Origin of the sequence: Steroidobacter agaridevorans (genome assembly GCF_009932555.1) — a bacterium.
GTDB classification, from domain to species: Bacteria; Pseudomonadota; Gammaproteobacteria; order Steroidobacterales; family Steroidobacteraceae; genus Steroidobacter; species Steroidobacter agaridevorans.
On the sequence record NZ_BLJO01000001.1, the window covers coordinates 205,882 to 232,574 of the forward strand.

Genomic DNA, 26,693 nt, shown 5'->3' on the forward strand with positions numbered 1-26,693 from the left:
ATAGGGAGCGGCCGCCATGTCGGCAATAGCAAAAGACATTCGCAATTCGATCGACTGGCGCACGGCGCTGCTTCAAAGCAACGTGTTGCTGACGGCGATCATCGTCGCGGCGATCGGCATGATGATCCTGCCGCTATCGCCATTCATGCTCGACCTGCTCATCGCCGTGAACCTGAGCATGTCGCTATTGCTGTTGCTGGTGTCGCTCTACGTCGGCTCGCCGCTGGGCCTGTCGACGTTTCCCTCCCTGCTGCTGTTCACGACGCTGTTCCGACTGGCGCTCAACATCGCCTCCACCCGTCAGATCCTCATGCATGCGCACGCCGGCGACATCATCTTCACGTTCGGCAACCTGGTCGTCGGGGGCGACATCATCGTCGGCGTCGTCGTGTTCCTCATCATCGCGATCGTCCAGTTCGTCGTGATCGCGAAAGGCGCCGAGCGCGTCGCGGAGGTCGGCGCCCGCTTCACTCTGGACGCCATGCCGGGCAAGCAGATGAGCATCGACGCGGATCTGCGCGCAGGTCTGATCGACAAGGATGAAGCACGCCTGCGCCGGAGCCGGCTGGAACGCGAGAGCCATTTGTACGGCGCGATGGACGGCGCCATGAAGTTCGTCAAGGGCGACGCCATCGCCGCGCTCATCATTGCCGCTGTCAACATCGTTGCAGGTCTCGCCATTGGCACGCTGCGCAAAGGCATGGATCTCGATCACGCTCTGCAGACCTACGCGACGCTCACGGTGGGTGACGCGCTGGTTTCGCAGATCCCTTCGCTGCTCGTGTCCATTGCCGCAGGCATTCTGATCACTCGGGTCTCCGATCCCAGCAAAGCAAACAACACCGGCCTCGGCGATGAGATCGCGGGGCAATTGCAGGCGCATCCTCGCGCGCTCTTGATTGGCAGCGCGGTGATTCTCGCACTCGTGCTGGTGCCCGGCTTTCCGAAGGTGCCGTTTCTCGTTCTTGCCATCCTGATCGGCGCGACTGGATTCGCACTGCTGCCGCATCGACGACGTTACAAACAGGCCGGCGACCGCCCCATGCCGGTGATGCGTCGGGAAGGCAGCGACCTCGTGCGGCCCTGGATCGACTCGTCGGATCGTCTGCTGGCCGTGCCGCTGTCCGTCGATGTCTTTGCCACGATCGACCGGCACCTGCGACCCGAAGCGCTGGAGAGCGAGCTTCGACAGATTCGTCGCGCGGTGGAAACAGATCTGGGTGTGCCCTTCCCCGGCATCGTCATGCGCCGTGTGCCGGATCTGGCCGAGGGCGCCTATCGGATTTGCATCCACGAGATCCCCATCGCCCATGGCGAGCTGCGCGTCGATCATTTACTGGCCGTCGATGGGCCAGAGTTGCTATTGACCACTGGGAGCCCGCGCTCCGACGGCGACAATCGATTCTGGGGCGGACGCCCCGCCGCGTGGGTGTCCGTCGAGCGCAAGTCGCAACTCGACGTAGCACAGCGGCCGTACCTGACGCTCGAACAAGTGTTGGCTCGCCACGTCTTGCATGTCCTGCGTCAGCACGCCGACGAATTCATCGGAATTCAAGAGACTCAGCTGCTGCTCAAACGTCTTGCGGATGAATATCCCGACCTGGAACGCGAGCTGCAACGAAACATCCCGGTCCCCCGCCTGTCCGACGTGCTGAAGCGCTTGGTGCGCGAAGAGATCTCGATCCGCAACCTGCGTGAGATCGCCCACGCGCTGGTGGAGTGGGCGCCGCGTGAGAAAGATACGACGTTGGTTACCGAGTATGTGCGCACCAGCCTGGCTCGCTATATCTCGTATCGGTTCACCAAGCCGGATGGCACATTGACCGCGGTGGTGCTCCATCCAACGCTGGAAGACCGGCTACGCCAGTCGCTTCGACAAACCTCCGCCGGCTCCGTGCTGATGCTCGACCCGCAAACTCGCCGAGAAATCGTCAACAAGCTGCGAAACAGCTTCGCGGCCCGCGAGCCTCACGAAATCGGGCGCGCCCCGACCGTGCTGCTGACTTCGCTGGAAATTCGTCCGCACCTGCGCAAGCTGATCGAGCCGGAGCTCGGCCGGATCGCCGTTCTTTCCTATCAGGAACTGGAGGCCACCGTGCGCATCGATCCGGTCGAATCGGTGAGCTAATCCGCGTGATCGCTGGTGGGGGCAAATGTGAGATGAACGCGGGCGCGATCCATCGAGAATAGTTTTGCGTGCAGACAGGAAGAGGAACTGCCGATTCGACCGGCACCGCGGCTCGCCGCTTGAGCGAGATCAGGCTTCAACTCGAAGAATTCAACCCCCTTGCAACAGTCGTTTACACCATTTCGCATGCCGCGGTCGCGATCACGTTGTTCGCGGTGGTCGCCGCGAAGGGGATCGCCACCGTGCCCGTCTTGGTGGCCTTGGCGTCATTGACGTATTGGTAACTCAACTCGAGCGTGCCGTTCGCGATTGCGCTCCCCCGCCCACCACGGCCGCAACCGTCCCCGCCGTCGAAGGGGTGACGGTGACGGCATTGCCGGTCGATATCGGGGGTTCGGGGCCGGGCGATGACGCCGATCGTGATCGCAGCCGGAGAGCGCCAATGAGACGAGCAGCGCAGGTGTGAGCGAGACGCGCGCACACGGCTGATCGTCGAAGTGCAATGCCTGTTCGATCCGTGACTCGCCACCTTCATTTTCGCGCAAAACACCGGAATGAGATTCACCGCGGACAGGAGACAGGTCCGTCATCGTCCGGGCAGACCGAGAAAACAAATCTCAATGATCGCTATATTCACGCCATCATCTCACGATCAGTGAGATCGAAGCATGATCGGACGCTGAATATCACATCCGTCGAGGCGCGCAACGAGGCGCGAGACAACCGAGCCGAACACGCTCGAAGGCGTGCTTGTAATTTAGATGCGCGCAAGCACAATGCGCAGCGCGTGATCGATGTGACATTTCCAAAATAGCGAATGGCACGAGAGCGCGCAGTTTAGTCGTTCACGAGGATAGACATGCTCATAACGAGATCGCGATCGTTCGCAGTCGCGTGCGCTCTGCTGGCAGCGGGTTGCGGTGGTGGCGGCGGCGGCGGAGGCGGTGGCAATCCAACGCCGAATCCAACGGTCACGTTGTCCGCGCAGCCGACATCGGTAGTACAAGGAGGCACGGCAACGCTCACGTGGTCGACGACCAACGCAACGGCTTGCACAGCTTCGAATGGCTGGACCGGTACACGAACCACGGCCGGGACCGAACAAGTCGGACCGATCAACGCACCGACGACTTTTGTGCTCTCCTGCACAGGCGCCGGGAACACATCGGGATCGGCGACCGCCACGGTCGCGATGACCGTGCCGCCGGCTTCGGTGACGTTGTCCGGATCGATCTCCATTCCGACGACTACTCAGGTCGACAGCGACACGAACGACAGCGGCAACAGCACGCGCCGCGCAAACGATACATTCGCTCAAGCACAAACACTGCCGAATCCAGTGGTCGTTGGCGGTTACGCCAATCGCCCCGGCGCCGGCCAGGACGGCCCTTCCCTGACACCCGGCGACGCACGCGATTACTACCGTGTGAGCTTGCTGAGAGGCCAGGTGATCGAACTGGTCGTCGCCGACCCGGCCGCGGGCGATCTCAATCTCGACCTGTATTCCAGCACTCAGACGCTGGTGGATTCCTCGGTCGGCAATCGCAAGGTGCACCAATTGACGGTGCCCGCCTCCGGCACGTATTTCGTGCTGGTTTCCGCGCTCACCGGCGCATCGAACTATAACCTTGCCATCGGTCAGAGCGGTTCCACTGCGCTCGTGAATCCGCTGGTGTTGAGTCGCGAGTTCGTGCCGGGCGAAATTCTGGTAAGAACCAAGGCCGCCACGAACGGTGCACGAGGCGCGCAACAGAAACAATCGCGAGTCGCGAACGCCTATGGATTGAAGCGCTCGTACGACGTGCCGGACGCGCATGCGTTGATGACGCTGTCGACGCAGAGCTTGCAAGCGGCAGCTTCGTCGAAGCCTCAGCTGCAGGAGCAGGAGCTCGAGACTCAGTTCGAAAGCGACGAGGCGCGCCTGAAGTGGCAGACCTTGCAGATGGTCGAACTATTGTCCAAGGATCCGGACATCGCCTGGGCCGAGCCGAACTGGATCGTGCACACCCAGGCCGTTCCCAACGATCCGGAATACAGCCGTCAACGCTGGCACTACGAACAGATCAGTCTGCCGTCGGCATGGAACGTGACCACCGGCCAACCCAGCGTGATCGTAGCGGTGATCGACACGGGCGTGCGTCCGCATTTCGATCTTGTCTCTCGACTCGTCGAGGGCTTCGACTTCGTACGCGGAGTGGGCGCGGGCGACGGTGACGACGACGACACGGACGCGCGCGATCCCGGCACACCGAACGGCGGTAGTTATACATTCCACGGCACGCATGTGGCCGGAACGATTGCCGCCTCAGGTAACGATGGACAAGGCGGCACCGGTGTCGCTTGGAACGCTCGCATCATGCCGTTGCGCGCCTTGGGTGCAACCGGCTCCGGCTCCACCGAAGACATCATTCAAAGCATCCTGTTCAGCGCTCGCCTGGCGAATCGTTCCGGCACGCTGCCGGCACAACGTGCCGACATCATCAACATGAGCCTCGGCGGACGAGGCCTGTGTGGAGGCGCCTGGCAGGATGCGATCACGCGAGCACGCGCCGCCGGCGTCATCGTCATTGCCGCCGCGGGCAATGACAACGCCGATGGCGACTACACGCCCGCAGGTTGCACTGGTGTGGTCAGTGTTTCTTCCGTCGGCGTCGGTCGCACACGTGCGCCCTACTCCAACTTCGGCACCGCCGTCGATGTGGCCGCGCCGGGCGGCGACATGAGCGTCGATCGCAACGGCGACGGCGCCTACGACGGCATCTTCAGCACGTACTCGATTCGCGATGGCGCCACCTACTACTCGAGTTATCAGCTGTTGCAAGGTACGTCGATGGCAACTCCGCACGTCGCCGGCGTGGCGGCGCTGATGAAGAGCGTCAATGCGTCACTCACCCCGGAGAACTTCGACACGTTGCTCGCGGCCGGATCGTTGACCGATGACATCGGGGCGCCCGGTCGCGATTCACTCGGTATCGGTCTCATCAATGCAGCCAAGGCAGTGCGTGCGGCGGCAAGTGCGACACCGCCCCCGGCCCCGCCACAGTTGATCGTGACACCGACCACGGTGAACTTCGGCGATATCGGCACGGTGAACGAAGTGACGATCGGCAATGCCGGCACCGGCAGCGTCAGCACGACGACGAGAGCGACTTCCGCAGCCTGGATATCGGTTGCGCCAGTGCAGACCGACGCCGCCGGCCTGGGCACCTATCGCATCACCATCAATCGCGCTGGTCTCGCCGCCGGTACATACAATGGCTGGGTGGAATTCCGCGGCAACGTCGGCAATCCGGTACGCACTTCAGTGCTGATGCAAGTCGTCACTACGCCCAGCGTGCCGAGCGCGGGTTATCACTATGTACTGCTGATCGATTCGGCCACCGGCGATACCGTCGAGCAGGTGGAAGTGGATGCGAATGGCAGCTCAGTGAACTACTCGTTCGCCGACGTGGCGCCGGGCCTGTACGAGCTCGCGGCGGGTACGGACATGAATAATGACCAGTTCATCTGCGATGAAGCCGAAGCTTGCACCGAGTATCCGCTGTTCGGCGAAGTCACGCCGCTCGAGGTGAGCTCCGACCTCACCGGGCTGAACATGCTGACGGGATTCCGCAGCAGCCCGGGCTCGGCAGCGACGAATGAGACGCTGCCGCCGCTGCTGGAAAAGAAAGGCCTGCGTCGATTGAGATGATCTACCGGCGACATCCCTTGAGCCTCGAGGAGGTTATCGGCAGTTGCCAGCCTTGCGGAAGCCGGCCGCCCGCGCCTTCGCCTCATTTTCGAAGTGCACTCGGTTCTTTGCCGAGACGCTCTCATAGCCCGGGCAGCCTTGCGGTAGATGGTAGACCTTGGAGCCGCGGTTTCCGAGGACGGCGCCTACAGGTGTCGAATGGGTGGCCTTCGGCGCTCCTTGGGCCGAGGAAGATGGACGCAGCGACCGATGTCCCGCCGGGATCGGTGTCACGATTCCATCCGCGGTGTTTCGGTGGCCACGCGTCCACTGCCGCGTACCAACCACAAACGGATTGGAGTGGCCGACGATCCTGGCAATCCGGCGATCGCGCTCGAGCTCCCACGCGGTTGCCGGGTACTTCTTGTCCCAAGCCATCAACAGGCGTTGCTGCTGATCGCTCATGCGGAGGTCATACCGATCGTGCATGTAGAAGTAGATCCGGGCGAACATCCCCTTCACGTCATCGCGCGGCTCGACGATGCGAGCCTTGAAGTCGACCTTGAAATCACATGCGCCATGCCGCTTGGGCGTCGCTGGAAGGAGCCCGAAGCGGAAGTTTGAGCGATCGGCGTTGAGCTCGCCCGCGGACGGCACGAGGTTGTGCATGTCCGCCTCCATCATGCGGAACACAGGGTCATCCGCCACGCAACGCTTGCGCCCACCCTCTTGCCAGCATTTTCGCTGCTGGCCGAATGAATGCGCGGGCACGACATGCTCCCACTCAAGACGCATGGCTCGCTCTGCATCGGCGCGAACCTGAAGACCGCAGCTTCTCGTATCGATGCGCCCGCCCGAGCGGCCCACCCACTCCCAATCACATCCGCAGTACGCGCTGCCTACCCCGCTGTTCCGGCTCTGGTCATGGTAGACGGACCCGCGTAGCGCGACTTTCGCCTCATCGAACGTTGCGGGCGACGATAGCTGACCAAATACGGCGGATAGTAAGAGTGGGAAAGCAAGAAATGCGTGCAAGTGGATGCGTACCAAGTAGCCGTGATCGAGGTCGCGCGGCTGCTTCCGACGCACCATCTTCTAGGAGTTCGTGAGATGCCCACAGAAGGCTGCGCGCATCCCAGGTGCTCGGATCATGCCACAATTGCTGCGTCGCGACACGTCAAGGTCGGCGATAAACCTCGACGTCAATGTGGTTCTCAGTCGCGAAAAATTCAGCGCCAGCGGCAGACAACCCGACAGTGGGGTCGACGGTGTCGCCGCTAGCGCTGTCAGTGCCACGAGTTGGCGGGCACCCTAAGCTGTAACCTTGTTCTGGCCGCATTGGCGCGTGTCCGCTACAGCAGTGCAGCGGACACTTGGAAAAACGCCAATCAGCGCAGGCTAAGCAGTTACCAACGCTTGGTAATGGACACGCCGAACAAGCGAGGCTCGAGCAGTTGCACACCGCGAGTTAGCCCGAGTTGCTCGGATTGCACCTCCAGCCCCACGATGACGTCATCGTCCGCAAGATTCTTTCCATACACCTGCACATCCACATCCCAAGCGAGATTGCGGAACAGGAGGCTCGCGTTGTAGTTGTCCCAGCTTTCCAACTCGTAATCCGTAGTATTGAAATGCGACGAGTAGGACTCAGCCTGGCGGTAGTAGTCGGCACGCAGCGTCACCTCCCAATCCCCGCCAAGTCTTAGCGTGTATTGCGCGCCTAATGACGCCGTCCACTCCGGCGCTCCCGGCAGCTGATTGCCAGCAAGATCCACCGGCACGCCTGCGCTACGGTTCAAGCCAAAGGCAGTATTCAACGCGGCCGATCCGCAAAGCCCCGCACCGGGCAACGGAGCAAGCGCTGCGGCTGGCAACGCTCCCGCATTGATTGCAGCAATCACCCGCTGCAACGCTGACGCGCTGACCACGCAGCCGCCTTCCAGCGACTTCGCATAGTGCAACGATGGATCGCCCTGAGTACGATCGAAGGGATCCACCGATGTGCCTGCGGTGATCTCGCTGTCGAGATACCCGAGCTGCGCGTTGAAGCGCAGCGGCTCGATGGGCGACCACACGGCTTCGACCTCTACGCCTCGAACCTCCGCATCGAGATTATCGACCAGGCTCGCGAAGCCATCGAGCTTGCTGAACTGGTAGTCCCGATAGTCATATATGAAGCCGGTGACATTCAGAGTCACCCGGCCATCGAACAACGAATTCTTCGCACCGATTTCCACCGCATCGACGGTCTCTGCATCGTAGGGCGCAGCCGATCCCTGCGTGGTCGGCGTGTTGAATCCACCAGCCTTGTAGCCGCGGCTCAGCGTCAGATAGACGAGCGTATCGGCGGTCACAGCCCAATCCAGCGTCACGCGCCCGGTCGTCGCATTGGACTCGATCTTCTCTGGCAGCACTCGGGCCTCGTTCCATCCCGGTGCACCCACCACTCCGCCCTCCCCCGCAGCCGCCAGCAGATTGACCGGGTAATAGATGCGGCTCTTTTCATCTTCGGTGTAGCGGGCGCCAACCGTGAACTTCAGTGCATCGGTCCAGTTCCAGTACAGCTCGCCAAACACAGCCTGAGACTCGAGCTCGTACGGCGTGTACACAAAGAAGTAATTGTGACCTAGCCCGCTCACCGGGATACCCGGTGTCGCGTCGTAGAAGCTTGTATTGCGCGAAGCGCGGTGGAAGGCGTTCGTGGCATTGGTCGAGGTAAAGGTCGTAGTCGAGCGATCGAGGTTCAAAGCGAACACTCCGGCGTTGAAGTTGATCGCGCCATCGAAGCTCGATTGCAGGCGCAGCTCGCCCGTGCGCTGAATGTCATCGTTGGTCGAGTAAGTCAGCGTGCGCACGCCCGTGCCCGGCCCACCCTGCGGATCGTTGAACACACCGCCGGGCGTCACGGCGGTGTTGTTGAATCCGATCTGCGACTGCTGACTGCCACCTGCCGCGAGCGCCTGATCGCTCGTATAGGAGGCGAGTAGCGACAGCGTCAGGCCATCGATGATGTCCCACTGGGTTTCGAGCTCGATCAGCTCATTCGTCGCGTCGTAGCTCGGATCGCGATACGCAGACGAGCGTCGCAAGTTGGGATCCCCCATCTGACCGGCAAAGGTATCGCCCGTCGTCACGCCAAGTACGTTTGAAAACATTCCGCCGAAGGTGGCGACGCTGTTGACCGTGCCATAGGCCGAGGGCTGATAGATCGAGCCTTGCAGGCAGCCACGGCTCAGGTAGTTGCGTGCAACGGCACTATTGACGGGCGTGGAGCCGACTGCGGTCGGTCCTGGGTCCTTGATACACAAGGTCCTCGCCCCACCGTTGCGCGAATCGTCTTCCTCGAAACGCTCATAGAGCACATATGCCCGAATGCTGTCCGTCGGCTGGAACGCCATCGTCGCGCGGGCGGACCACAAATCGCGCGAATCGATGTCGTTGCCGGTGGCCGTGTTCTCTGTGTAACCCTCGCGCTGCAGGTAGTTACCCGCCAGCCGTAGACCAAGCTTGCTTCCCACCGGGATATTGACGTGCCCTTTCGCCTTGCGGGTGTCGTAGTCCGCGTACTCGAGTGAGGTCGACGCGTTGAATTGCGTCAGATCCGGCCTCGCGGTAATGACGTTCAGCACGCCTCCGGTGGCGTTTCGACCATACAAGGTGCCTTGCGGACCGCGCAGGACCTCGATGCGCTCCACGTCATAGAAGTCGGCGACGCCGATGCGACTGACTGTCAGCGGCACATTGTTGTGATGGGGCAGCACGCCGGAATCGCCGGTCGAGCCCGTTCCGTTTGCCGAGCCGACACCGCGGATATTGAAGTTGGGCGTGGAGCCGGTGCCGCCGGAGAACACCAGATTGGGAACGGCATTCTGTAGATTGTAGGCGCCGTCCAGGCGTTGCTCCTGAAGCGCCTCGGCGGAAAACGCCGACACCGCGATCGGAACATCCTGAATGCTCTCCGCGCGCTTTTGCGCGGTGACGATGATCTCCTCGAGCGCCCTTGCTTCCTGAGCCTGTGCGGATAGCGCGAATACGCAGCTCGTCGCACTGATGAGCGTGCCAATCGCAATTCTTGATTTCATATCTCCCCCATGGACTGACGACATGCGAGCGAGGACTTCGCTGCGCGCTCCGGTCGACTTCCACACCATTAGCCATGAGAGCCCGCCGGACGGCGAAGCTTCCCGGCGGTCTCACTGCTATTTGTATCTACAGTTTGTTTTCTCGGAACTCCGACTCGTTCTCGGTGCGAGCGACCTTGCCGTATTAAACATCTTTATTGACGTTCACACCACTACTGAAAAAATGATTTTATGATGGATGATGGGCGTTTTCGCTCCGCGAAACTTGCGCCGGACCACGGCTCAGGGAACGTCGCGGGCAAGCAATCGCTGCGCGATGCGTCCATCGCAATCGCACGATTGTGGCTACTGCACCCGAGCTGTTGGCCGCTGATACAACTCGATCAGGTAGCCGTCGGGATCGCGGACGAAATTTGTTCCGTCGCCGAGGGGGCGCGCAGCCTGGTAGCCGGCAGCCAGCACCCGCTCCGCCATCTTGCGTCCATTCGGCACAACAATGGTGATGGATCCGAACTCGGTGGCGCCGGGTTGCACCTCTCCTCTGCGAATGATGATGAGAGTGTCCTCGCGGATGTTGCCGGTCAGGCCGAGCAATACTCGTGCGCCTCGCCTTGCGCCGGAACTCGGGCAGCGACCTTCAACCCCAACACTTCGGTGTAGAACTGCTTGGAACGCTCGAGATCGCTGACGCGAATCCCTAGTCCTGACACGCGAATCGGCTTCACGTCCTCGGGCGGTGATGGAACATCGGGCCCGGCAAGCGCCGGTATCGAGACGAGCGCAAGCGCGGCGACGCATAGCTGCCGTCGAATGCTCGGAATCATCGTCACGACCCTTATGTTCATTCTTTCGCCTTCGCGATGTTCTCCGGCGGCGTGATCACGGCGTTCGGCCCTGCCTGTTGTTTCGCCTTTGGGTCGATGAAGATGCCGTCGACGACCTGCGGGAACAGGCCTGAGACGCGCCCGGTCTCGGCCGGTGCGAGCGATTTATATGACGCCACGGCTGCCACCTGCTGACTGGCATCCGGGCTCATGACGAAGGCCGGCAGCGCATCGACGCGTAGCGCATACGAGATGTGAGTCTTCTCACCTTTCGCGCCACTCGGGCTGTAGTCGGCGTTACGGCGCAGCGCGTAGTAGACGCCCGGCAGTTGCACCCATGTCAGAGCCTCGATAACCGGTCCACGGGCGTTTACCCATCCCTTGTACACGTGCTCCCAGGGTCGGTAGCCACCGACATAGCCGCTCAAGGAACCATCCGCTTTCATCGTAAGCTTGATCTGCGCACGCTCCAGTTCGAGATCGCGCCAATAGGCCGGTTCTCGCAGCACCCCAGACACTGCTTTGGTCGAGGTGATTACGCCGTTCTTGATCCGTGCCGGAAAGATCGCTTCATATCTCGCGTGCGGTTTGATGCTGAAGGTGTAGTCGGGCGCGATGTTGCCATTGCCATCCTTCACCATCTTGTCATCACTGAGATAAAAGCCGACGTTCACGTCCTTGTCGTTCATCGGATCGTCGCCTTGACCCGCAACGACGATCAGCGTCGTCCATGCACCATTTCGCATGGAATCGTTGAACTGCAGCGCACCGCTGGATAATCGTCGTGGACCACGGTAAGTCTTCCAACAGCCGACAGTCTTATAGAAGTTGTTGTCGATGCCCTTCTCACCGTCGGGGCTCGTGAAGCCGGTCTTCGCGTTGCCATCCAGATCGAGACCCTCGGCGAGGGTGCCGCTCACACCCACCAGTCCAGGATCCGGTGTCGACGTTGGATTCACGTAAACATTCGCGCGAGCCTTGCCGCGAAACGCCATCTGATTCTGCCCATGCACGGGGCTGCGAGTGGGATTCGCGGGATTGCGCAGCCATTCCGCTTCCTCGCGCGTATAGCCTGCCTCCATCAGCACCTTTACCCAGTCGATCTCGGGATTCGTACCCTGCGGGCAATCCGTGCCAGGATCGATCACGCCGGCCTTCGCGCCGTAATAAATGGCCGGTTCGTTCCACTCGACCACGTACGCTTTGGTCCACGCCGCCATCGCGACACAGGGCGCCGCGAACGCAGCCAAGGCAATCCCCGCTCGACCTATCGAGTTCATGTTCCCCGCCTCACGCAATGACTTCGCCGATCGGGTTGGATGTCTTCATCGAGCCCACGCCGAACTCGCCAACCGGTGCGCCGGCGAGTTGCATGGCTGTGAGCGATACTCGAGTGACCGGCGCACCTTTGCCGGCAATGTGCTGCCCAGCCTTGTGTCGGCCGCCGGCCCGGCCCGCAAGAAACATCGGAATGTTCTCAATGGCGTGAATTTTCGCGTAGCCGGTGTCGCTGAAAGCAAGGACGATCGCGTTGTCGAGCAGGGTCCCCTCGCCCTCCTTGATTGCGTCGAGCTCCGCGAGAAATGTGCCCAGGCCCTTCATGACCTCATTTGCAAGCTTGCTGGTCTCTGGCTGATATCCCAGGCGCGCGTCGGTCGGCTCATCGTGCGTGATCTGGTGATAGATCTTGCTTTGGCCTGGCAGATACGTTTCCGAGGCCCCCGAGGTATGCACGAAGGTAAAGACCCGCGACTGATTGCAGGCCAAGCCCATGGCGAGCAGCTTCGCCATCACTTTCGTATTGGAGTTCACAACGTCGACCGATGAGATCCGTGCAGGATCCTTCGGCGCCTGCGGTAACACGCAAGCCTCGCGCTTCTCCGGCTTCTGCAGCTGAACGGCGAGCTGATTCTCCATGTCACGCACGGACGAGAAGTACTGGTCCATCTTCAGCTGATCGTCCCTGCCGAGCCCTTTCATCAACTCGCGCCGCTGCTCGGTCACCGCAGAGAGGACACTTTGCCGCAGCATGATCGCGGGATTCGGCTTCCAATCGTCGCTGTTCGGGTCTTGGAAGTCCGGCCCGAACAGACGCGTGTACAGTGCGAGCGGGGTCGAGTCCGGGGAGGCGAAGGTCGCGCCCGTGCGGGTGGAGTAACTCACCGGCTGGCGCGACACCGATGCATCGATATCGATGGACTTGAAACGAGTCGAGGTACCGATCGCATCGGCGACCTTGGTGTCGAATGAGGCGGCGTCGAACCTGGTGGCCGTGGCCGGTGCGACGCCCGACAGGATGGATGCATGACCCGTCCAATGAACGAGATTGGCGCGCCCATCGCCAATCGCGCGGAATCCTGAAAACACAGACACTTTTTCCTTCACCGCCGCGAGCGCCTCGAGCTCCGGCATGAGATCGTATCCCGGGCCGACCTTTGTCGGGACCCACCTGGTGCCGCCCGCCGGCGTGTCGGTCAGGCCCAAACCCCAGAAGTAGGTGCCAAACCTCACAGGTAACGGGGCGCCATTCGCAAACGCAGTGCCGTTGGTGTTGAGAAACACATCGAGCATCGGTAGCCCGACGTAAACCGCCGAGCCGCCGAGCATGCCTTTCAGGACCGAGCGACGATCGCAACGCAGTTTCATCGAACTACTCCGCCGTGGATTGCAGCTGGGTTACCGTTGCCGCGGCAATCGGCGCATTGGACTTCGATTTCGGCGCAACGATCTTGAAGAACTCGGCGCTCGAGGCAATCTGCCGCACGAGGGTCGGGAAGCGATAGCCGCTGGCGATGAACGCCTGAGTCTGGGCCGTCAGATAGGCCTTGTCTCGGCCGTACGTCTTCGAGCCCACACCGTACGAATACACGTTGCGCACGAGACACGCGGGAACTTTCGGCTCGTTACGCAGATACTCTGCAACGCCCCGCGCGCCTTCGATCCTCACATCCTTCAACTCGGCGCTGACATCGATCGGCGTGCCATTCTCCATCGTGCGCAGTTGTCCGAGCCCATCGAAATGCTCCAGTGCAAGACCGAGCGGATCAGTGCGACGGTGGCAGCCCGAACAGCCCTCGTTCTCCATGTGATCGAGCAGGCGACCGCGCACCGTCCCTTTGGTGCTGTCCTGTACGGCCGAAAAATCGACGTTGGCGGGAGGCTGCGGCGTCGCCTGGCACATGAAGATCTCGAGCACCTTTATCCCGCGCCGGGTGGGCGATGAGGTGCCTGGATGGGCGTGCAGGGAAAGGAAACCGATATCGGTCAGGATGCCGGAGCGCTCCGAATCGTTGGGAAATTCATAGGCCATCCACGGCGACTTGGACGCGTATGGAACTTGATAGACCGCCGCGAGCGAACGATTGAGATAGCTTTGCCGAGACGTAAACAAGTCTCGATAGTCGCCTTGCTGGCGAACCAGCAGATCCATCGAACGCAGCAGCATCTGTTCCCGTGCAGACTCCGCCACGGACTGATCGAACTTCGGATAAATCGCCGGGTCTTTGACCAGATTGCCAAAGCCGTCCAACTGAAACATGTCGGCAAAGAACGCCCGCGCGCCGTCTTGGAACTTTGGCGAAGCGATCATGCGATCGACCTGCTTATCCAGTTCCTGCTGAGAGTGAAGCGCGCCGCTGCGAGCTGCGGCGAGCAACTGGAGATCGGGCGTCGAATCCCACAGCAGAAACGACAATCGCGTGGCCTTCGAGAATGCATCGAGGCGGTACTGCTCAGGATGAGCCGGATCGGGCTCGGCGGATTCGACTCTGAAGAGAAAGTCAGGCGCAATCAGCAGGCTCGTCAGCGCAAGCTCCAGGCCGGCATAGAAATCTCCTGCCTGCTTCGCGCCACGAGCCGAGATCTCCAATCGGCTCTGAATCTCCGCGGCCGTAAGCGGACGACGTAGCAACAACTCTCCATAGTGAGTGACGAAGTGACGAGCACAGTCATCGTCAGCACCCGCTGGATCGCTTGGTCTGCAAGTGACGGCGGCCTCGCGCCGAGATTCGCTCAACACTTCCTCGGAAATCGACCGGCCGAGCGCGAAGTACTGCTCAAACCCGGACGATGTGAGCGACAGCATCGCGCTGCCCAAGGCCAGCAAGCCGTCCTCACGACGTTCGGGCTCGAAGCGCGCCTCAACCTTGATCCCGGGACCGAAGACGTCCGCGATGGTGTGCCGGTATTGTGTCTCGGTAATTCGGCGCAGGCCGACCTTCATCGCCGCGGCCTGCTCTGGGCGTTGCGCGGGTGTCGCGGCGTGGCTCGCAAAAGCCAGAACGGTGGCAGTCAGCAGCACGCCGACCGAGTAAGTTTTGGTACTCAACGTTCGTCCCCCTGACAACGACGCTACCGGTTAGGCGCGGCATCGCATGAGTCGACCGTAGTACATTATTGGAGTGATCGTCAATTACGTTGGTGGCATCAAAAACATTCTTTACGTTGTCACTTTGATCACAGACGCTCGCCCGTGCTCGTGTTTCGCTGAATGCAACGCAAAATTCACCAGGCGAACATAGTCCAGTCTCGCCAGAAGGAACGCCGCGGACCGGCGATCTTGCTCAATCGTCCTTCTCGCGAAACTTCTCGTGACAACCTTTGCAGGTCTTGCCGAGCGCCTGCCACTGCGCCTTGATCGCACCGGGATCGTTGCTGTCAGCGACTTGCGCAAGCTTGAAAGCCTGCTCGCCGAAGATCTTCTGCGCCGTCTTGAACTCGGCCGGCTGTTGCCAGATCTCGGGCCGGGCCGCCGTTTGAATGTCTGACTCCGGCCCCGTGCCGGCGGGAAACCATCCCTGTTGATACTTCGTCAGCTCGTCAATCTGGCGAGCATATTGCCGGATCATCGGTAGAGACGGCGTGGGCTTCTTGAGCTCATCCGTGATCCCCTTGAAAGCGGCCCCGATGTCTCGCAGCGCAGATTGGCGGCCCTCGATCACCGGCTGCGGATCGAGTTCTTCATCAGCGGCAACGCTGCCTGCAACCGCGCACGCAGCGATCATCAGCAGTCGGCAGCATGTTTCTTTTGAAGTCATACGAAGTGAAAGCTCCCGCGCAAAATCCGGATCAGCTGCGTTTGGTCCACGACATACAGTGGCCCGCTGCGCTCACAGCGCTTGCGAGCACTTCGCAAGGCGCACAAGCCTGCTCCGGGTTGCCCAGCTTGAAGAACGAGCAATGCCTGCAACTTTCGTTGGCCTCGGCCGCCATCTCGGTGTATTCGAGAGACTCGCGCATGCTTTGCACGCTGCTGCTCAATTCGTCTGGATCCACGCAGGCCGCACGCACGGAACTGCCTGCCAGGACCCATACCGAAGCACGCAGTCCCACGGTGATGAACTTGCGACGCCCGCAGCTAGCCATGAGTCATCTCCACTACCCGAATCCCGATACCCACTTTGAATCGTTAGTGGTGCGATAGTCAACTATAGCCGGGGCCGGGCCTCGCAGCGCCCGGGCTCAACAAGCAGCCCTTCATTTGACAGGAGCGCGACAGGTGGCTAGCGTCGGTTTTATTCTTCGTTTCCGCCGAACTGCCCGCAGATGAGCCGCAAATCTCCCATCACTCTGACTCGCAAAGAGTTGTACCGGCGCGTCTGGTTGAAGCCCATCAGCTCCGTCGCCGAGGAGTTCGGACTGAGCGCCAACGCCTTGACAAAAATCTGCAATAGATTGCTCGTGCCCTGTCCTCCGCGTGGCTATTGGTCAAAGACGGCCACACGCAAGGCAGTGCCCAAACCGCCCCTGCCCGTCGCGCCCGATATCAAGGCAACCCACATCATCATCCCTGGCGAACGGGCCGCATCCCGCCGCACCCGCACCCGCTTGGATCCGCAGGCTCGACGCGAACAAATCATTGATATCGCTGAACGACTCGTCATGGAGGGAGGCGTACATGCGGCAACGATGAAGCGTATTGCCGCCTTGGCCGGAATCAGCGAGACGCTCGCGTACAACTACTTCGGGAGCCGGGAGCAACTGTTTGTGGAGCTTGCGAGGCGAGAGTTCCGACGCATCCGCGACGCAAGGCAAGCCGACGTGCAACGCTCGAGCGATCACTACGAGCGCATCACTCGAATGACTCGGACGTATCTACGCCATATCGGTCGCCGGGGGGCGCTCTTACAAACGCTGATCAGCAATCCGGAAGTGCGAGCATTGCTGCGATCCGAGCGGCGAAAGGAACAGGACGATAGCCTTCATGCGCATGCGGAGGAGCTCGTATCGCTGTATGGGATTCCCAAACCGTTGGCGCTTGGCACGACCGTGGTGCTGACGACGCTATGTCTGCGTGCCGGCAAGATCGTTGCGGACGGTCGCATTCCCGTCGAATCGGCGGAGCGACTCTGCCTGAGCATGATGCTGCAGGGATCGCGCGATCTCGTCAGTCGGGAACGGACACCTTCTCGGGCGCTCTGAGCGCCTTCAGACAACTTTCGATGAGTCCGTGGCAGATCTGACGCGCAGTCGTCTGATCGAGCTCGCGATGAAACACCAGCCGGCCCGCCTCGTCGGGAATGGCCGTCATCATTTCAATAGCTGCATGGATCTCTTCCTCGCTACACGGCAGCTCGCGAGCGGCAAGGTGAGTCAGGCGCACCGCGATCGCTTCACAAGAGTGGCGCACCTTGGGACTCAAATGTCCTGCCATGTACAGATCGGTCATCAGAATGTTCAACAACGGTCCGCTGCGCGCCACGTGCTCGAAATACAGCATCGCGCACAGAACCGCGGCCTGCTCGAGATCCTTTACTTGAGAGGCTGTCTCCAACCCACCGAGCAGAAGGCTGTCGATCTCTCGCTCGAGCAGCGTATTGAATAGATCGTACTGGGTTGGAAAGTATGCGTAGACGAGTCCCTTACTGGCGCCGACCTGCCGGGCGAGCTCCTCGACCGGCAGTGGCAGATAACCTTGTTCCACGATCATCCTTGCGGCGGCATCGAGCATCTGCGCCCGACGAACCTCCGGTGCAAGCCGCTTCCCTTTGCCGGCTTCGGTCTTCTTCTCGGTCTTCGTTGGCGATCGCGATTTCATGCGCAGCTCTTATATCCCGCGAGTCTGCGCACTTCAACTGCTCATCGCAGCCGGAGCCTCACGTCCTCGGAGGCGATGGTCGCGGCGACCCGTCAGGGATCGTCTTCGATTTCACCAGCTGCGGCGTGGCTCTGAACTGCATCACATCATCGCCTGCCTCGGTGAATGCAGGCCAGTTCACACCCGCACCGCACGTGAGCGATTTTGCCTGCGCGCTCATCTTGTAGAATGCGATCCAGCAGGAGTGCACCCGCTTCGCGACCTCGCGATCCGCAGCGTCGGCTTTGCCCGCAGCGCTGACAGCCCAACCCGAGGTCTCGATCGAATCGAATGTAAACATGAGTTCGGCCGAATGGATCGCCCCACTCTTCCACTCGTCCTTACGGAAACCGGGCACGTAATCGAAGCGATACAGCCAGGCGCCGGCGCCACTATCCCCCGCAAGCTTGGCGACGGTGCGCGCATTGTCGAATCCGGGTTCGCCGCTGTTCGAGCCAACCATCACCGGCACGTCGATCTCGGTACCCGCGTTCAGCGCATCGACGGTCGCAATCGTTCGGAAGCGGCCGTCGATCGGCGATGTGACGCCTCGACGGGTTTTCTCACCGGCGACGAAGGTCTGCGCGGATACGCTGCGTAGCTGAGCGGCCGTAACGTCTGGAGGCAATCCGAGCGAGGCCGCCGCCGCGACGCCACGCTCCTCCGCCTCTGCCAGCGTCTGCCCCCGAGTGAGAAGCGCGCCCGACTGCACGATAGCCTTGTGATAAAGACCCTTGGCATCGGGAATCGAAAGCAAGTTCATCACCATGACACCGCCCGCGGACTGCCCGGCAATAGTCACATTGTTCGGATCTCCGCCGAAAGCCGCGACATTGCGCTTGATCCATTCAAGCGCGGCAACCGCGTCGGTAAGTGCGAAGTTGCCCAGCGGATCTTTGGGACCTGCCGTTCTGGTCAGCGCAGGATGCGTGAAATTCGCGAGTGCACCGAGTCGATAGTTGATCGCGACCGTGACAACGCCCTCTCGCGCGTTCGCCGTACCGTTATATGAGCCTAGATGGCCTGCACCGAGGAAGGCTCCGCCGCCATAGAACCACAAGACCACGGGTGCCTTCGATACATTCGCCGGCGCGTAGACGCTGAGATACAGACAGTCCTCGGACTGCACGCCAGCAACACCCCCGCCGTTGACGGTTCCATCGCTATTGACGGGCTGTGGACAGGGCGGCTCGTTGGCCAGCGCCGCGCGCTCGCCCGACCACTTGTCCGGTTTCTGGGGCGCCCGCCAGCGCAATTCGCCGAGCGGTGGCTTCGCATACGGAATACCCCGGAAAACGTTTACGCCACCGCGCGTTTCGCCAACCAGAATTCCCGAGTCGATCGTCGCTCTCGCAGGCCTGGGGGTGTCCCCAACGGATTGCGCAGACGCCGCGGCGGCCAACATCGCCGAAGCCAAAAGAAACAATCGATATCGCATGACACTTCCCCCGATGGATACTTGTTCCGTGTAGTGTGAAGGGTGCGTCCGCAATGGTGTGATCGTCAATAGCAAGGCGCCACTCAGGATGATCGCGGCATTCCTTCTGCACCATGGACCAAGGCCATGTCCATATTTTTACGCTAACGCTGAATCGACCGTAGCGTGCGGGATCGGACCTGAGCGTGGCGGCGCTCGACCATCGCCGTGAACCACGAGCATTCCGCTCGTCAGTACTGCAAGAGGCTACTCGCCACCACGCACAGCACGCGGCCGCTCCCCCTCATCGCGCCAGCCAACCGCCGTCCACGGCGAGAATGTGACCATGCACATATCGAGCTGCATCGGAGGCCAGAAAAACGGCTGCGCCGCCGATGTCCGCCGGTGCACCCCAGCGCCCTGCCGGAATACGATCGAGAATGGCTTGGTTGCGAACCGGGTCGGCTCGTAAGGCGGCGGTATTGTTGGTGGTGATGTAACCCGGCGCGATCGCATTGACATTCACACCCTGGCCGGCCCACTCGTTGGCGAGCAGCTTGGTGAGACCGCCCAAGCCGCTTTTCGACGCGGTGTAACTGGCTACGCGGACACCGCCCTGAAAAGTGAGCATCGAGGCAATGTTGATGATCGACCCCGATGCTTGCTTCAGCATGTGCCGGCCAGCGGCTTGAGATAGAAAGAACGCCGTCTTCAAGTTCGTGTCGATGACGCTGTCCCAATCTTCTTCGGTGAACTCGAGCGCCGCTGCGCGCCGGATGATCCCGGCGTTGTTGACCAGGATGTCGAGATGGCCGAACTCCTGCAATGTTTCCTCGACAACTCGGCGCACAGGCTTCGTGCTCGAGAGATCCGCCGAGATGATCATCGCGCGGCGACCCAAGGCCTGTGCGCCCGCTACCGTTTCGTGCGCCGGTGTACGACCCACGGCGACGATATCGGCGCCCGCCGCAGCGAGCGCCAGCGCCACGCTCTGGCCGATGCCCGTATTGGCGCCGGTCACCATCGCGACTCGACCGGACAGGTCGAACGGATTCGTCATCGGAGTTGGCACAGGTCGAGCACATCCATGTCGTTGTAGTCGAGGTTCTCGCCGGCCATCGCCCACACGAAGCTGTAATTGCTCGTGCCTGCGCCCATGTGCACCGACCACGGCGGCGAAATGACCGCCTCTTCATTGCGCATGATGATGTGCCGTAGCGAGTCGGCCTGCCCCATGAAATGAAACACCCGGTGATCGTCGTTCAGATCGAAGTACAAATAGATCTCCGAGCGGCGCTCATGGATGTGGGGCGGCATGGTGTTCCAGACACTGCCCGGCTCGAGTCGCGTGAGTCCCAAACACAGGGAGGCACTCAGGCAGGTATGCGGCAGGATGAGTTGATGGATGGTTCGCTCATTGGAGGCTTCACGACTGCCGCGGTACATCGGCTCCCGGTCCGCAAGCGTGACCTTGCGTAGCGGATACACACGATGCGCGGGAACACTGAGTAGATAGAAACGCGCACCCTCGCCCGAGAACGTGACATCGCGGGTTCCCATCGGAACGTACAAGGCATCGTATCGGGCCAGCCGAAACGCCTCACCGTCGACAACGACTGTGCCTTCGACCGCGCCGATATTTACGATACCCAACTCACGGCGCTCGAGCAGTGAATGATCCTTGGCGCTTGCCGGCTCGGCCTGACGAGGCAATGTCAGCGGCGTCGCCCCCGGCACGGCGCCGCCGATCACGAAGCGCTCACCATGCGAGTAGGTCAACACCACCTGCCCCGCTCTGAACAGCTTCGAGACCAGGTATCGATCGCGCAACTCATCGTTCGTCGCGCGACTCATCATGCTCGGATGAGTCGCGTAATAGGTCTTTTCGTACACTAAGGTTCTCTCGACAACATCAGCGACCGGCTTCGTTCAACGCTGCAATTTCAGTGGCGGCGAGCAGGAAGGCGCCCACACCGTAGTACTGCGTGTCGCCCGGCTCGACGGATTCGGGCCGGTCACTCACTTGCTGTACCCAGCCAAGACGCCCATCGGGTTGGATCGCGCGAAGCAGCGCATCCCATCCGCGCTTCACGACCGGTGCATATTCTTCGCGTGGCAGCAGTCCCGTTCGGATTCCCCAGGCCAGACCGTAGGTAAAGAAAGCCGTGCCACTGGTTTCAGGCGGCGATTCTTCTGGAGCGAGCAACGACGGCGGCCAGTAGCCGTCGGGCTTCTGCAGTTGTTTCAGGCGAGCGGCCATTTCCACGAACAGCGACTCCATTCGCTTGCGATCGGGGCTGTCCGCGGCGAGGCCGGGAATGATCCGCGCCATGCCGCCGAAGACCCAGCCATTGCCGCGGCTCCAGAACATCTTGCGTCTCTTGGCGTCACGCCGCTCGAAGAAGCGGCTGTCGCGGTAATAAAGATGCTCGGCCGGATCGAACAAAAAATCCGTCGTGGCCCAGAACTCCTTCGTCGCGAAAGCGCGATAACGCTCGTCCTGGGTCTGGCGAGTCATCTCGACGAACGCCGGGGGCGCCATGAACAAGGCGTCGCACCAGCACCAACGCTTCAGGCACTCAGCGGCGCCGTAACCTTCCGGCGGAACAAAAAACGCGAGGGTTGTGACGGCGGGCTCATCGATCACCTTATCGAACAACTTCCGAGTCGGCTCGCGTGCCTCCGCGCCGGCGCCATGGGTCGCGGCCCATAGATAGGACTGCGTGATGGCGTGGTCATCGGCAAAATAGGGTTTGGCGCCGGGCAGCCATTGATTGGCGCGGCCCATCGCCAGAATGGCCTCGCGAATTCGCGGCGGCGCGCCTGCGTCGGCGAGCGCAGTCATGCCCACCCAGAAGGCCGCCTGCTCCCACGCTCTTGGATTCGATGTTTCGTGCGTTTTACGCGAGACCGGCGCGCCATCGTGCATTCGTGCAAGTTGCCAATCCGCGAGACGCACGGCCGCCTCGATCGGAGCAGGCGGAGATTTTCCTTTGCTTGCGGTGTTGGCGCCGAAGCTGGCGTGCGTGACCAGAAGCAAGGCCCCGAGAAAAAAGCGAACCCTCATTGACTGTGCGCCTCCATCCTATCCAACCGTGCCGGTTCCAGCCGCGGACTGACCCAGTGAAACGCCAGAAGCGCCACCCAATAGGCCAGCGCGGCCAAAGTAAATATCGCTGTGTAGCTGCCCGTCGTGTCCAGCACATAGCCGACGAACTTCGCGATAAGCATGCCACCGATCGCCCCGGCCATGCCGCCGATTCCGACCACCGAGCCGACCGCACTGCGCGGAAACAAGTCCGACGGCAGAGTCAGCAGGTTTGCAGAGAACGCTTGATGACCTGCGGTCGCCAGGCCGATGAGCACGACGGCGAGCCACAACTGATCGACCGACTGAACGATGAAGATGGGAACGACCGCAAGCGCGCAGCCCAGCATCGTCACCTTGCGCGCCGCATTTGCCGACCATCCCGAGCGCATCAGCCGCGATGAAGCCCAACCGCCGACGATGCTGCCGACGTCGGACATCACATAAATGACCACCAGCGGCGGACCGAAGCTCTTCAAGTCCAATCCATAGCGCTTGCCCAGAAAGTCCGGCAGCCAGAATAGAAACATCCACCAGATGGGATCGGTGCAGAACTTCGGTATCGCGTACGCCCAGGTCTGGCGGACAGCAAACAGACGACGCCAGGGCAGCTGGCCCGCCGGCTGCACCGGATCGCTGCGGATCAGCGCCAGTTCGTCCGGCGACACCTTGGGATGCTCCTCCGGCCGCCGATAGATACAAAGCCACGCAATCACCCAAACGAGACTGGCGACGCCGGTTGCAATGAACGCTGCACGCCAGCCATAGGTCAGCGCTATGGCGGGAACCAGCAGTGGCGTTACGATCGCGCCGACGTTGGCTCCGGCGTTGAACAGGCCAACCGCGAATGCACGCTCCCGTTGCGGGAACCATTCTGCGACCACCTTCAGTCCCGCGGGAAAATTGCCCGCCTCGCCGATGCCGAGCGCAAAGCGCGCGGCCGCGAACTGCACGATGCCGCTCACGAAGCCATGCGCTATGTGCGCCAGATTCCAGAACGTGAAGGCAACGGCATAGCCGACGCGTGCGCCGACTCGATCCATGAATCGCCCCATCGCAAGAAAGCCGATGGCATACGCTGCCTGGAACCAGAACACGATGTCGCCGTACTCCGTCTCGCTCCAGCCAAGATCCGCCTGCAGCACCGGCTTGAGCACGCCGATCATCTGGCGGTCGATGTAGTTGATCGCCGTGGCCGCAAACAACAGACCGCAGATCAGCCAGCGATACCTGCTCGCGCGCTCAGCGGCGGTGGCGATCGTCTCTTGATGAGAGGCGGACATCCAGTGAACCTCTAAAGAAATGCGCGGACGTTCCAGGGGGTAGCCAGGGGCGAACGCCCGCGCATGCGGTCAGAATTGCCCGCGGACACCGAACGAAAGCGTTCGACCGTTGTAGAACGAGTTGTCGCGACGTGACTCCCCGTTACCACTCGGACCCTCCGGATCCTTGTAATAGATGTAGGTGTTCTCGTTGGTCAGGTTCAGCGCATCGAGGCGCAGCTCGATGGCATCGGTCAGCTTGTAACTTACGCTGGCATCCAGGTAGCCCAGCGGCGAGAGATAGGGAATCTGGTCGTTGCCGTTGTTGATGTTGGCGCCCGTGTTGGCGTTGGAGGTGCCCGCTTCGGTGCGATACGTGTACGTAGCTCGCACTCCGACCGGACCCTTCTCGTAATAGCCGGTCACGCTGTACGAATCTTCGGGCACCAGCGGCACTTCGATACGACGGCCTGCTGTCGTGATGAACGTGTTGCCGTCGGTCTCGATCATCGTGTAGCTGGCCATCGCGCCCAAGCCATCGAAAGGCGCCGGCAGGAAGTTGAAGGTCTGCTGATAGGCGAACTCCATGCCGTTCAGCTTGATCTCGCCCTGATTGGTGAAGGTCGTCCGGCGCAGCAGGAAATCGTCCGGAATATTGCCATCCGGAAAGCCCAGCGACACGGCATTGAAGGCGCTGTCGGGCAAGCCCGTCGACCCCAACGTGACCAGATCCGTCACGGCCACCGCGTTGTCTTTCAGGGTCTTGTCGAACGTGGCGAAGCTCAGCAATCCGCCCTCCGAGAAATACCACTCGAGACTGCCATCGATGGAGGTCGAGATCTGCGGCTTCAGATTCGAATTGCCGACGGTGATGTCGCCGTTGAAGATGTTCGGTACGTTCGTGCCGCTGGCAATCTGCGTGAGCGCCGCTCGCGTGAGCGTCTTACCAGCGGAAGCTCGCAGGATCAGATCGGGCGTGATGTCGAACGCCAGGCTCATCGACGGCAGCACGTTGTCGTAGCCACCCTCGAGCTCCTGCGGCGCGAACTGGCCGCCACCCACGGCCTTGTAGTTGTCGATGTTTGTTTCGGTGTCTGCGTAACGAACGCCGATGTTGCCGCGCAGCCCATGGCCCGCGATGCTGGTGTCGCCATTGATCTCGATGTAGCCGGCGGTAACGACTTCCTGAGCCTCGAAGGCCGCGTTCAGCGCCACGGGTGCAGCTCTGTTCGCACTGTTCGCGCCCAGGAAATCCATGATGAACGAACGCGGGAACGTGGCGAACTGCGAGAGATATCCCGGGTTGCCGCCGTTTTCCAGGCGTCCGTACTGGATGTACGGATTCATGTAGGAATAGACGTCGATCGTATTGAACGTGCCGCCACCGGGCAGCTCGCGCGAGCGGGCGATGCTGCTGCCATCCTGGCGCTGGATTCTCTTGGTCGTGGAGATCCGGTTTGCGCCGACCAGGCTCGACCAGTGGATGCCGGCAAACTCGCCCATGTCCCAATCGAACTGGATCTGCCCGGTGTTCTCGCGATCGATCTCACGGTTCAACGCAAAGCCCAGCGTCGGCGCGGTGAACACGTCGGGATCGGTGAGATCCACCGGCGTCGAGATCGTCGGATAAGAAACGTTCGAGCTCGGATCGAACCTCGAATCGACGCCGAACAGGTTGGCGACGATGCGATTCTCGGAGTACCAGGCATTGCTCTCGCTCGCGTTCACCGAGGCGGACAGGCTCATGCGGTCATTGACCGTGTAAACGCCACGCAGAATGCCGTACGTGAACTTGGTCTTCGAGTTGCGATAGAAGCTCTCGCCAATGAAGCTGGTGTTGCCGAACGTGCCGTACAGATTGTTGTATTGGTCGATGCGCACATCGAGCGGGATCAGGCCCGAATTGTTGCCGGTGCCCGGGGCGGCCGTGGATCCAGGCGCAGTGCGTGAGTTGCGTACGGCGACACCCATCGTAAATTCGTCGGGAGCATCCTCCAGTTGCGAGTAGATGCCGTCGAGGCTCACCTCGAGGCGATCGGTCTGGAACTGCAGCGAGGCCACCGTACCGATGCGCTCGCGTTCGTTGCTCGATGTAAACACGCGATAGAAGCGCGGCATGTACGCGTTTGCGACCTGCTCCCGCGTGTACTGGCCGAAGTTGGCCCTCGGATTATTGAGATCCAGCTCGAATTGGAACGGGCCCGTCGTATTTGGCGCGGGCGCCGGCGGGTAGTACGGCCGCGAGCCGAGCGCAGAGGAGTTGTAACCGCCCGTCGATTGGAAACCCGAGCGCTCGTTGACGTTGTTCGCATAGGCGACGCCGAGTAGCGCGCCAAAATTGCCCCAGGTGTCGCTGACGAGGAACGAACCGCGCGGGCCCCAGTCTTCGGACTGGTCGTTGTAGTTCGTCGACGCCGCATATCGGATCTGCTGACCGTTCACATCGAACGGACGCGGGGTTTGCAGATCGACGACGCCGGCGATGCCGCCTTCGGCAAGATGAGCCAACGGGCTCTTGTACACGTCGACTCGTCCGAACAGCTCCGATGGAAACACGTCGAAGTTGAAGTCGCGAGTCGAGGAGCCGACGTTCTGCGATGAGGTCGTATGAGCGGGTGCGCCGTTGATCGTAGTCAGCGAATACTGGGGCCCGAGGCCGCGAATGCTGACTCGCTGACCCTCGTTGCTCGCGCCATCGCGCGTGAGGAACACACCGGGAATGCGTTGCAGCGACTCGGCGACGTTTTGTTCGGGGAACTTGCCGATGTCCTCGGCGACGATCGAATCGCGCACACCGACCGCTTCGCGCTTGAGCTCGATGCCTTTCTCGAGACTGCTGCGGAAGCCGGTGACGACAACTTCTTCGAGCTGGGCCGCCCCGGACTGAGTTGTCGTATCGGCAGGCTTCGCATCGGCGCCCGGCTCGGCCGACTGCGCGATCGCATCCGCGCTTCCCATTGCGATCAATGCCGTAGAAACGGCTGAAGCTAGCAGCTTACTTCTCATCTCGTTTCCCCCATCAGTTGGCGGCTGGCGCCGCATGCCTATTCGTTCGCAGGCTAGTTGTAGTACAACTTAGGAGATCTATTTGTCTGAGTCAATACGACTCCTGTGTTTTATCGTACTTATTTGTTTTGCGGCGATATT

General features: G+C 61.2%; 20 protein-coding genes. 3 read left to right on the forward strand and 17 right to left on the reverse strand.

The window, feature by feature from the left end; genetic code table 11:
* The first annotated feature begins 16 nt into the window (after window positions 1-16).
* On the forward strand, window positions 17-2,128 hold the full coding sequence (gene sctV, locus GYH35_RS00945; protein ID WP_161827432.1) for a type III secretion system export apparatus subunit SctV: 2,112 nt from the start codon (window positions 17-19) through the stop codon (window positions 2,126-2,128).
* An 837-nt stretch (window positions 2,129-2,965) separates the two neighbouring features.
* On the opposite strand, the gene GYH35_RS00950 is transcribed toward sctV, so the two are convergent.
* Window positions 2,966-3,367 (reverse strand): hypothetical protein, encoded by a 402-nt coding sequence (locus GYH35_RS00950; RefSeq protein ID WP_161827433.1) that lies wholly within the window; start codon window positions 3,365-3,367, stop codon window positions 2,966-2,968.
* On the opposite strand from GYH35_RS00950, the gene GYH35_RS00955 reads away from it, so the two are divergent.
* Window positions 3,342-5,819: a S8 family serine peptidase gene (locus GYH35_RS00955; RefSeq protein ID WP_161827434.1), complete on the forward strand. Its 2,478-nt coding sequence runs from the start codon at window positions 3,342-3,344 to the stop codon at window positions 5,817-5,819. The two genes, GYH35_RS00950 and GYH35_RS00955, sit on opposite strands and share 26 nt — an antisense overlap.
* 33 nt (window positions 5,820-5,852) lie before the next feature.
* Here the strand turns inward: GYH35_RS00955 and GYH35_RS00960 are convergent, their stop codons facing one another.
* From GYH35_RS00960 to GYH35_RS01000, 9 genes are all read right to left on the reverse strand, one after another.
* Window positions 5,853-6,890, reverse strand: coding sequence for an endonuclease (locus GYH35_RS00960; RefSeq protein ID WP_161827435.1), 1,038 nt, complete (start codon window positions 6,888-6,890; stop codon window positions 5,853-5,855).
* A 314-nt stretch (window positions 6,891-7,204) separates the two neighbouring features.
* Window positions 7,205-9,880, reverse strand: a complete 2,676-nt coding sequence (locus tag GYH35_RS00965; RefSeq protein WP_161827436.1) for a TonB-dependent receptor — start codon at window positions 9,878-9,880, stop codon at window positions 7,205-7,207.
* A 345-nt stretch (window positions 9,881-10,225) separates the two neighbouring features.
* The gene (locus tag GYH35_RS00970) at window positions 10,226-10,474 is read right to left on the reverse strand and encodes a VOC family protein (protein ID WP_161827437.1); all 249 of its coding nucleotides are present in this window, start codon (window positions 10,472-10,474) and stop codon (window positions 10,226-10,228) included.
* Window positions 10,462-10,725, reverse strand: a complete 264-nt coding sequence (locus tag GYH35_RS00975) for a VOC family protein (RefSeq protein ID WP_161827438.1) — start codon at window positions 10,723-10,725, stop codon at window positions 10,462-10,464. Before GYH35_RS00975 ends, GYH35_RS00970 begins: the two co-directional genes overlap by 13 nt.
* Window positions 10,722-11,984, reverse strand: a complete 1,263-nt coding sequence (locus GYH35_RS00980) for a hypothetical protein (protein WP_161814019.1) — start codon at window positions 11,982-11,984, stop codon at window positions 10,722-10,724. Before GYH35_RS00980 ends, GYH35_RS00975 begins: the two co-directional genes overlap by 4 nt.
* 10 nt (window positions 11,985-11,994) lie before the next feature.
* Window positions 11,995-13,350 carry a DUF1552 domain-containing protein gene (locus tag GYH35_RS00985; protein WP_161827439.1) on the reverse strand — a complete coding sequence of 452 codons (1,356 nt, stop codon included), beginning with the start codon at window positions 13,348-13,350 and terminating at the stop codon, window positions 11,995-11,997.
* 4 nt (window positions 13,351-13,354) lie between these two features.
* The gene (locus tag GYH35_RS00990) at window positions 13,355-15,031 is read right to left on the reverse strand and encodes a DUF1592 domain-containing protein (RefSeq protein ID WP_161827440.1); all 1,677 of its coding nucleotides are present in this window, start codon (window positions 15,029-15,031) and stop codon (window positions 13,355-13,357) included.
* A gap of 235 nt (window positions 15,032-15,266) precedes the next feature.
* On the reverse strand, window positions 15,267-15,740 hold the full coding sequence (locus GYH35_RS00995; protein WP_161827441.1) for a c-type cytochrome: 474 nt from the start codon (window positions 15,738-15,740) through the stop codon (window positions 15,267-15,269).
* A 31-nt stretch (window positions 15,741-15,771) separates the two neighbouring features.
* A complete protein-coding gene (locus tag GYH35_RS01000) occupies window positions 15,772-16,068 on the reverse strand; it encodes a high-potential iron-sulfur protein (protein ID WP_161827442.1) in 297 nt (98 codons plus the stop codon).
* A 180-nt stretch (window positions 16,069-16,248) separates the two neighbouring features.
* Between GYH35_RS01000 and GYH35_RS01005 the strand changes: the two genes are divergently transcribed.
* Window positions 16,249-17,124 carry a TetR/AcrR family transcriptional regulator gene (locus tag GYH35_RS01005; RefSeq protein ID WP_161814014.1) on the forward strand — a complete coding sequence of 292 codons (876 nt, stop codon included), beginning with the start codon at window positions 16,249-16,251 and terminating at the stop codon, window positions 17,122-17,124.
* Here GYH35_RS01005 and GYH35_RS01010 read toward each other — a convergent pair.
* From GYH35_RS01010 to GYH35_RS01040, 7 genes are all read right to left on the reverse strand, one after another.
* Window positions 17,090-17,740, reverse strand: a complete 651-nt coding sequence (locus tag GYH35_RS01010) for a TetR/AcrR family transcriptional regulator (protein WP_161814013.1) — start codon at window positions 17,738-17,740, stop codon at window positions 17,090-17,092. The two genes, GYH35_RS01005 and GYH35_RS01010, sit on opposite strands and share 35 nt — an antisense overlap.
* A gap of 58 nt (window positions 17,741-17,798) precedes the next feature.
* Window positions 17,799-19,217 carry a carboxylesterase/lipase family protein gene (locus tag GYH35_RS01015; RefSeq protein ID WP_202624009.1) on the reverse strand — a complete coding sequence of 473 codons (1,419 nt, stop codon included), beginning with the start codon at window positions 19,215-19,217 and terminating at the stop codon, window positions 17,799-17,801.
* 283 nt (window positions 19,218-19,500) lie between these two features.
* Complete coding sequence (kduD, locus tag GYH35_RS01020) at window positions 19,501-20,256, reverse strand: 2-dehydro-3-deoxy-D-gluconate 5-dehydrogenase KduD (protein WP_161814011.1); 756 nt, start codon at window positions 20,254-20,256, stop codon at window positions 19,501-19,503.
* On the reverse strand, window positions 20,253-21,089 hold the full coding sequence (kduI, locus tag GYH35_RS01025) for a 5-dehydro-4-deoxy-D-glucuronate isomerase (protein WP_161827443.1): 837 nt from the start codon (window positions 21,087-21,089) through the stop codon (window positions 20,253-20,255). The genes kduD and kduI overlap by 4 nt, the downstream gene beginning before the upstream one ends.
* Before the next feature lie 19 nt (window positions 21,090-21,108).
* A complete protein-coding gene (locus GYH35_RS01030; protein WP_161827444.1) occupies window positions 21,109-22,263 on the reverse strand; it encodes a glycoside hydrolase family 88/105 protein in 1,155 nt (384 codons plus the stop codon).
* Window positions 22,260-23,567 (reverse strand): MFS transporter, encoded by a 1,308-nt coding sequence (locus tag GYH35_RS01035; RefSeq protein WP_161827445.1) that lies wholly within the window; start codon window positions 23,565-23,567, stop codon window positions 22,260-22,262. The genes GYH35_RS01030 and GYH35_RS01035 overlap by 4 nt, the downstream gene beginning before the upstream one ends.
* A gap of 69 nt (window positions 23,568-23,636) precedes the next feature.
* Window positions 23,637-26,552 carry a TonB-dependent receptor gene (locus tag GYH35_RS01040; RefSeq protein WP_161827446.1) on the reverse strand — a complete coding sequence of 972 codons (2,916 nt, stop codon included), beginning with the start codon at window positions 26,550-26,552 and terminating at the stop codon, window positions 23,637-23,639.
* Window positions 26,553-26,693 lie beyond the last annotated feature (141 nt).

Bases quoted from the DNA above. Each gene is read 5' to 3' on its own strand.
- GYH35_RS00980 (WP_161814019.1), bottom strand. From the start codon at position 11,984: ATGAACTCGATAGGTCGAGCGGGGATTGCCTTGGCTGCGTTCGCGGCG.
- GYH35_RS00995 (WP_161827441.1), bottom strand. From the start codon at position 15,740: ATGACTTCAAAAGAAACATGCTGCCGACTGCTGATGATCGCTGCGTGC.
- GYH35_RS00975 (WP_161827438.1), bottom strand. From the start codon at position 10,725: ATGAACATAAGGGTCGTGACGATGATTCCGAGCATTCGACGGCAGCTA.
- GYH35_RS01035 (WP_161827445.1), bottom strand. From the start codon at position 23,567: ATGTCCGCCTCTCATCAAGAGACGATCGCCACCGCCGCTGAGCGCGCG.
- GYH35_RS00985 (WP_161827439.1), bottom strand. From the start codon at position 13,350: ATGAAACTGCGTTGCGATCGTCGCTCGGTCCTGAAAGGCATGCTCGGC.
- GYH35_RS01040 (WP_161827446.1), bottom strand. From the start codon at position 26,552: ATGAGAAGTAAGCTGCTAGCTTCAGCCGTTTCTACGGCATTGATCGCA.
- GYH35_RS01010 (WP_161814013.1), bottom strand. From the start codon at position 17,740: ATGAAATCGCGATCGCCAACGAAGACCGAGAAGAAGACCGAAGCCGGC.
- GYH35_RS00965 (WP_161827436.1), bottom strand. From the start codon at position 9,880: ATGAAATCAAGAATTGCGATTGGCACGCTCATCAGTGCGACGAGCTGC.
- GYH35_RS01000 (WP_161827442.1), bottom strand. From the start codon at position 16,068: ATGGCTAGCTGCGGGCGTCGCAAGTTCATCACCGTGGGACTGCGTGCT.
- kduD (WP_161814011.1), bottom strand. From the start codon at position 20,256: ATGACGAATCCGTTCGACCTGTCCGGTCGAGTCGCGATGGTGACCGGC.
- GYH35_RS01005 (WP_161814014.1), top strand. From the start codon at position 16,249: ATGAGCCGCAAATCTCCCATCACTCTGACTCGCAAAGAGTTGTACCGG.
- GYH35_RS01030 (WP_161827444.1), bottom strand. From the start codon at position 22,263: ATGAGGGTTCGCTTTTTTCTCGGGGCCTTGCTTCTGGTCACGCACGCC.
- sctV (WP_161827432.1), top strand. From the start codon at position 17: ATGTCGGCAATAGCAAAAGACATTCGCAATTCGATCGACTGGCGCACG.
- GYH35_RS01015 (WP_202624009.1), bottom strand. From the start codon at position 19,217: ATGCGATATCGATTGTTTCTTTTGGCTTCGGCGATGTTGGCCGCCGCG.
- GYH35_RS00960 (WP_161827435.1), bottom strand. From the start codon at position 6,890: ATGGTGCGTCGGAAGCAGCCGCGCGACCTCGATCACGGCTACTTGGTA.
- GYH35_RS00950 (WP_161827433.1), bottom strand. From the start codon at position 3,367: ATGGAGATCGATCCGGACAACGTCACCGAAGCCGGCGGCACGGTCATC.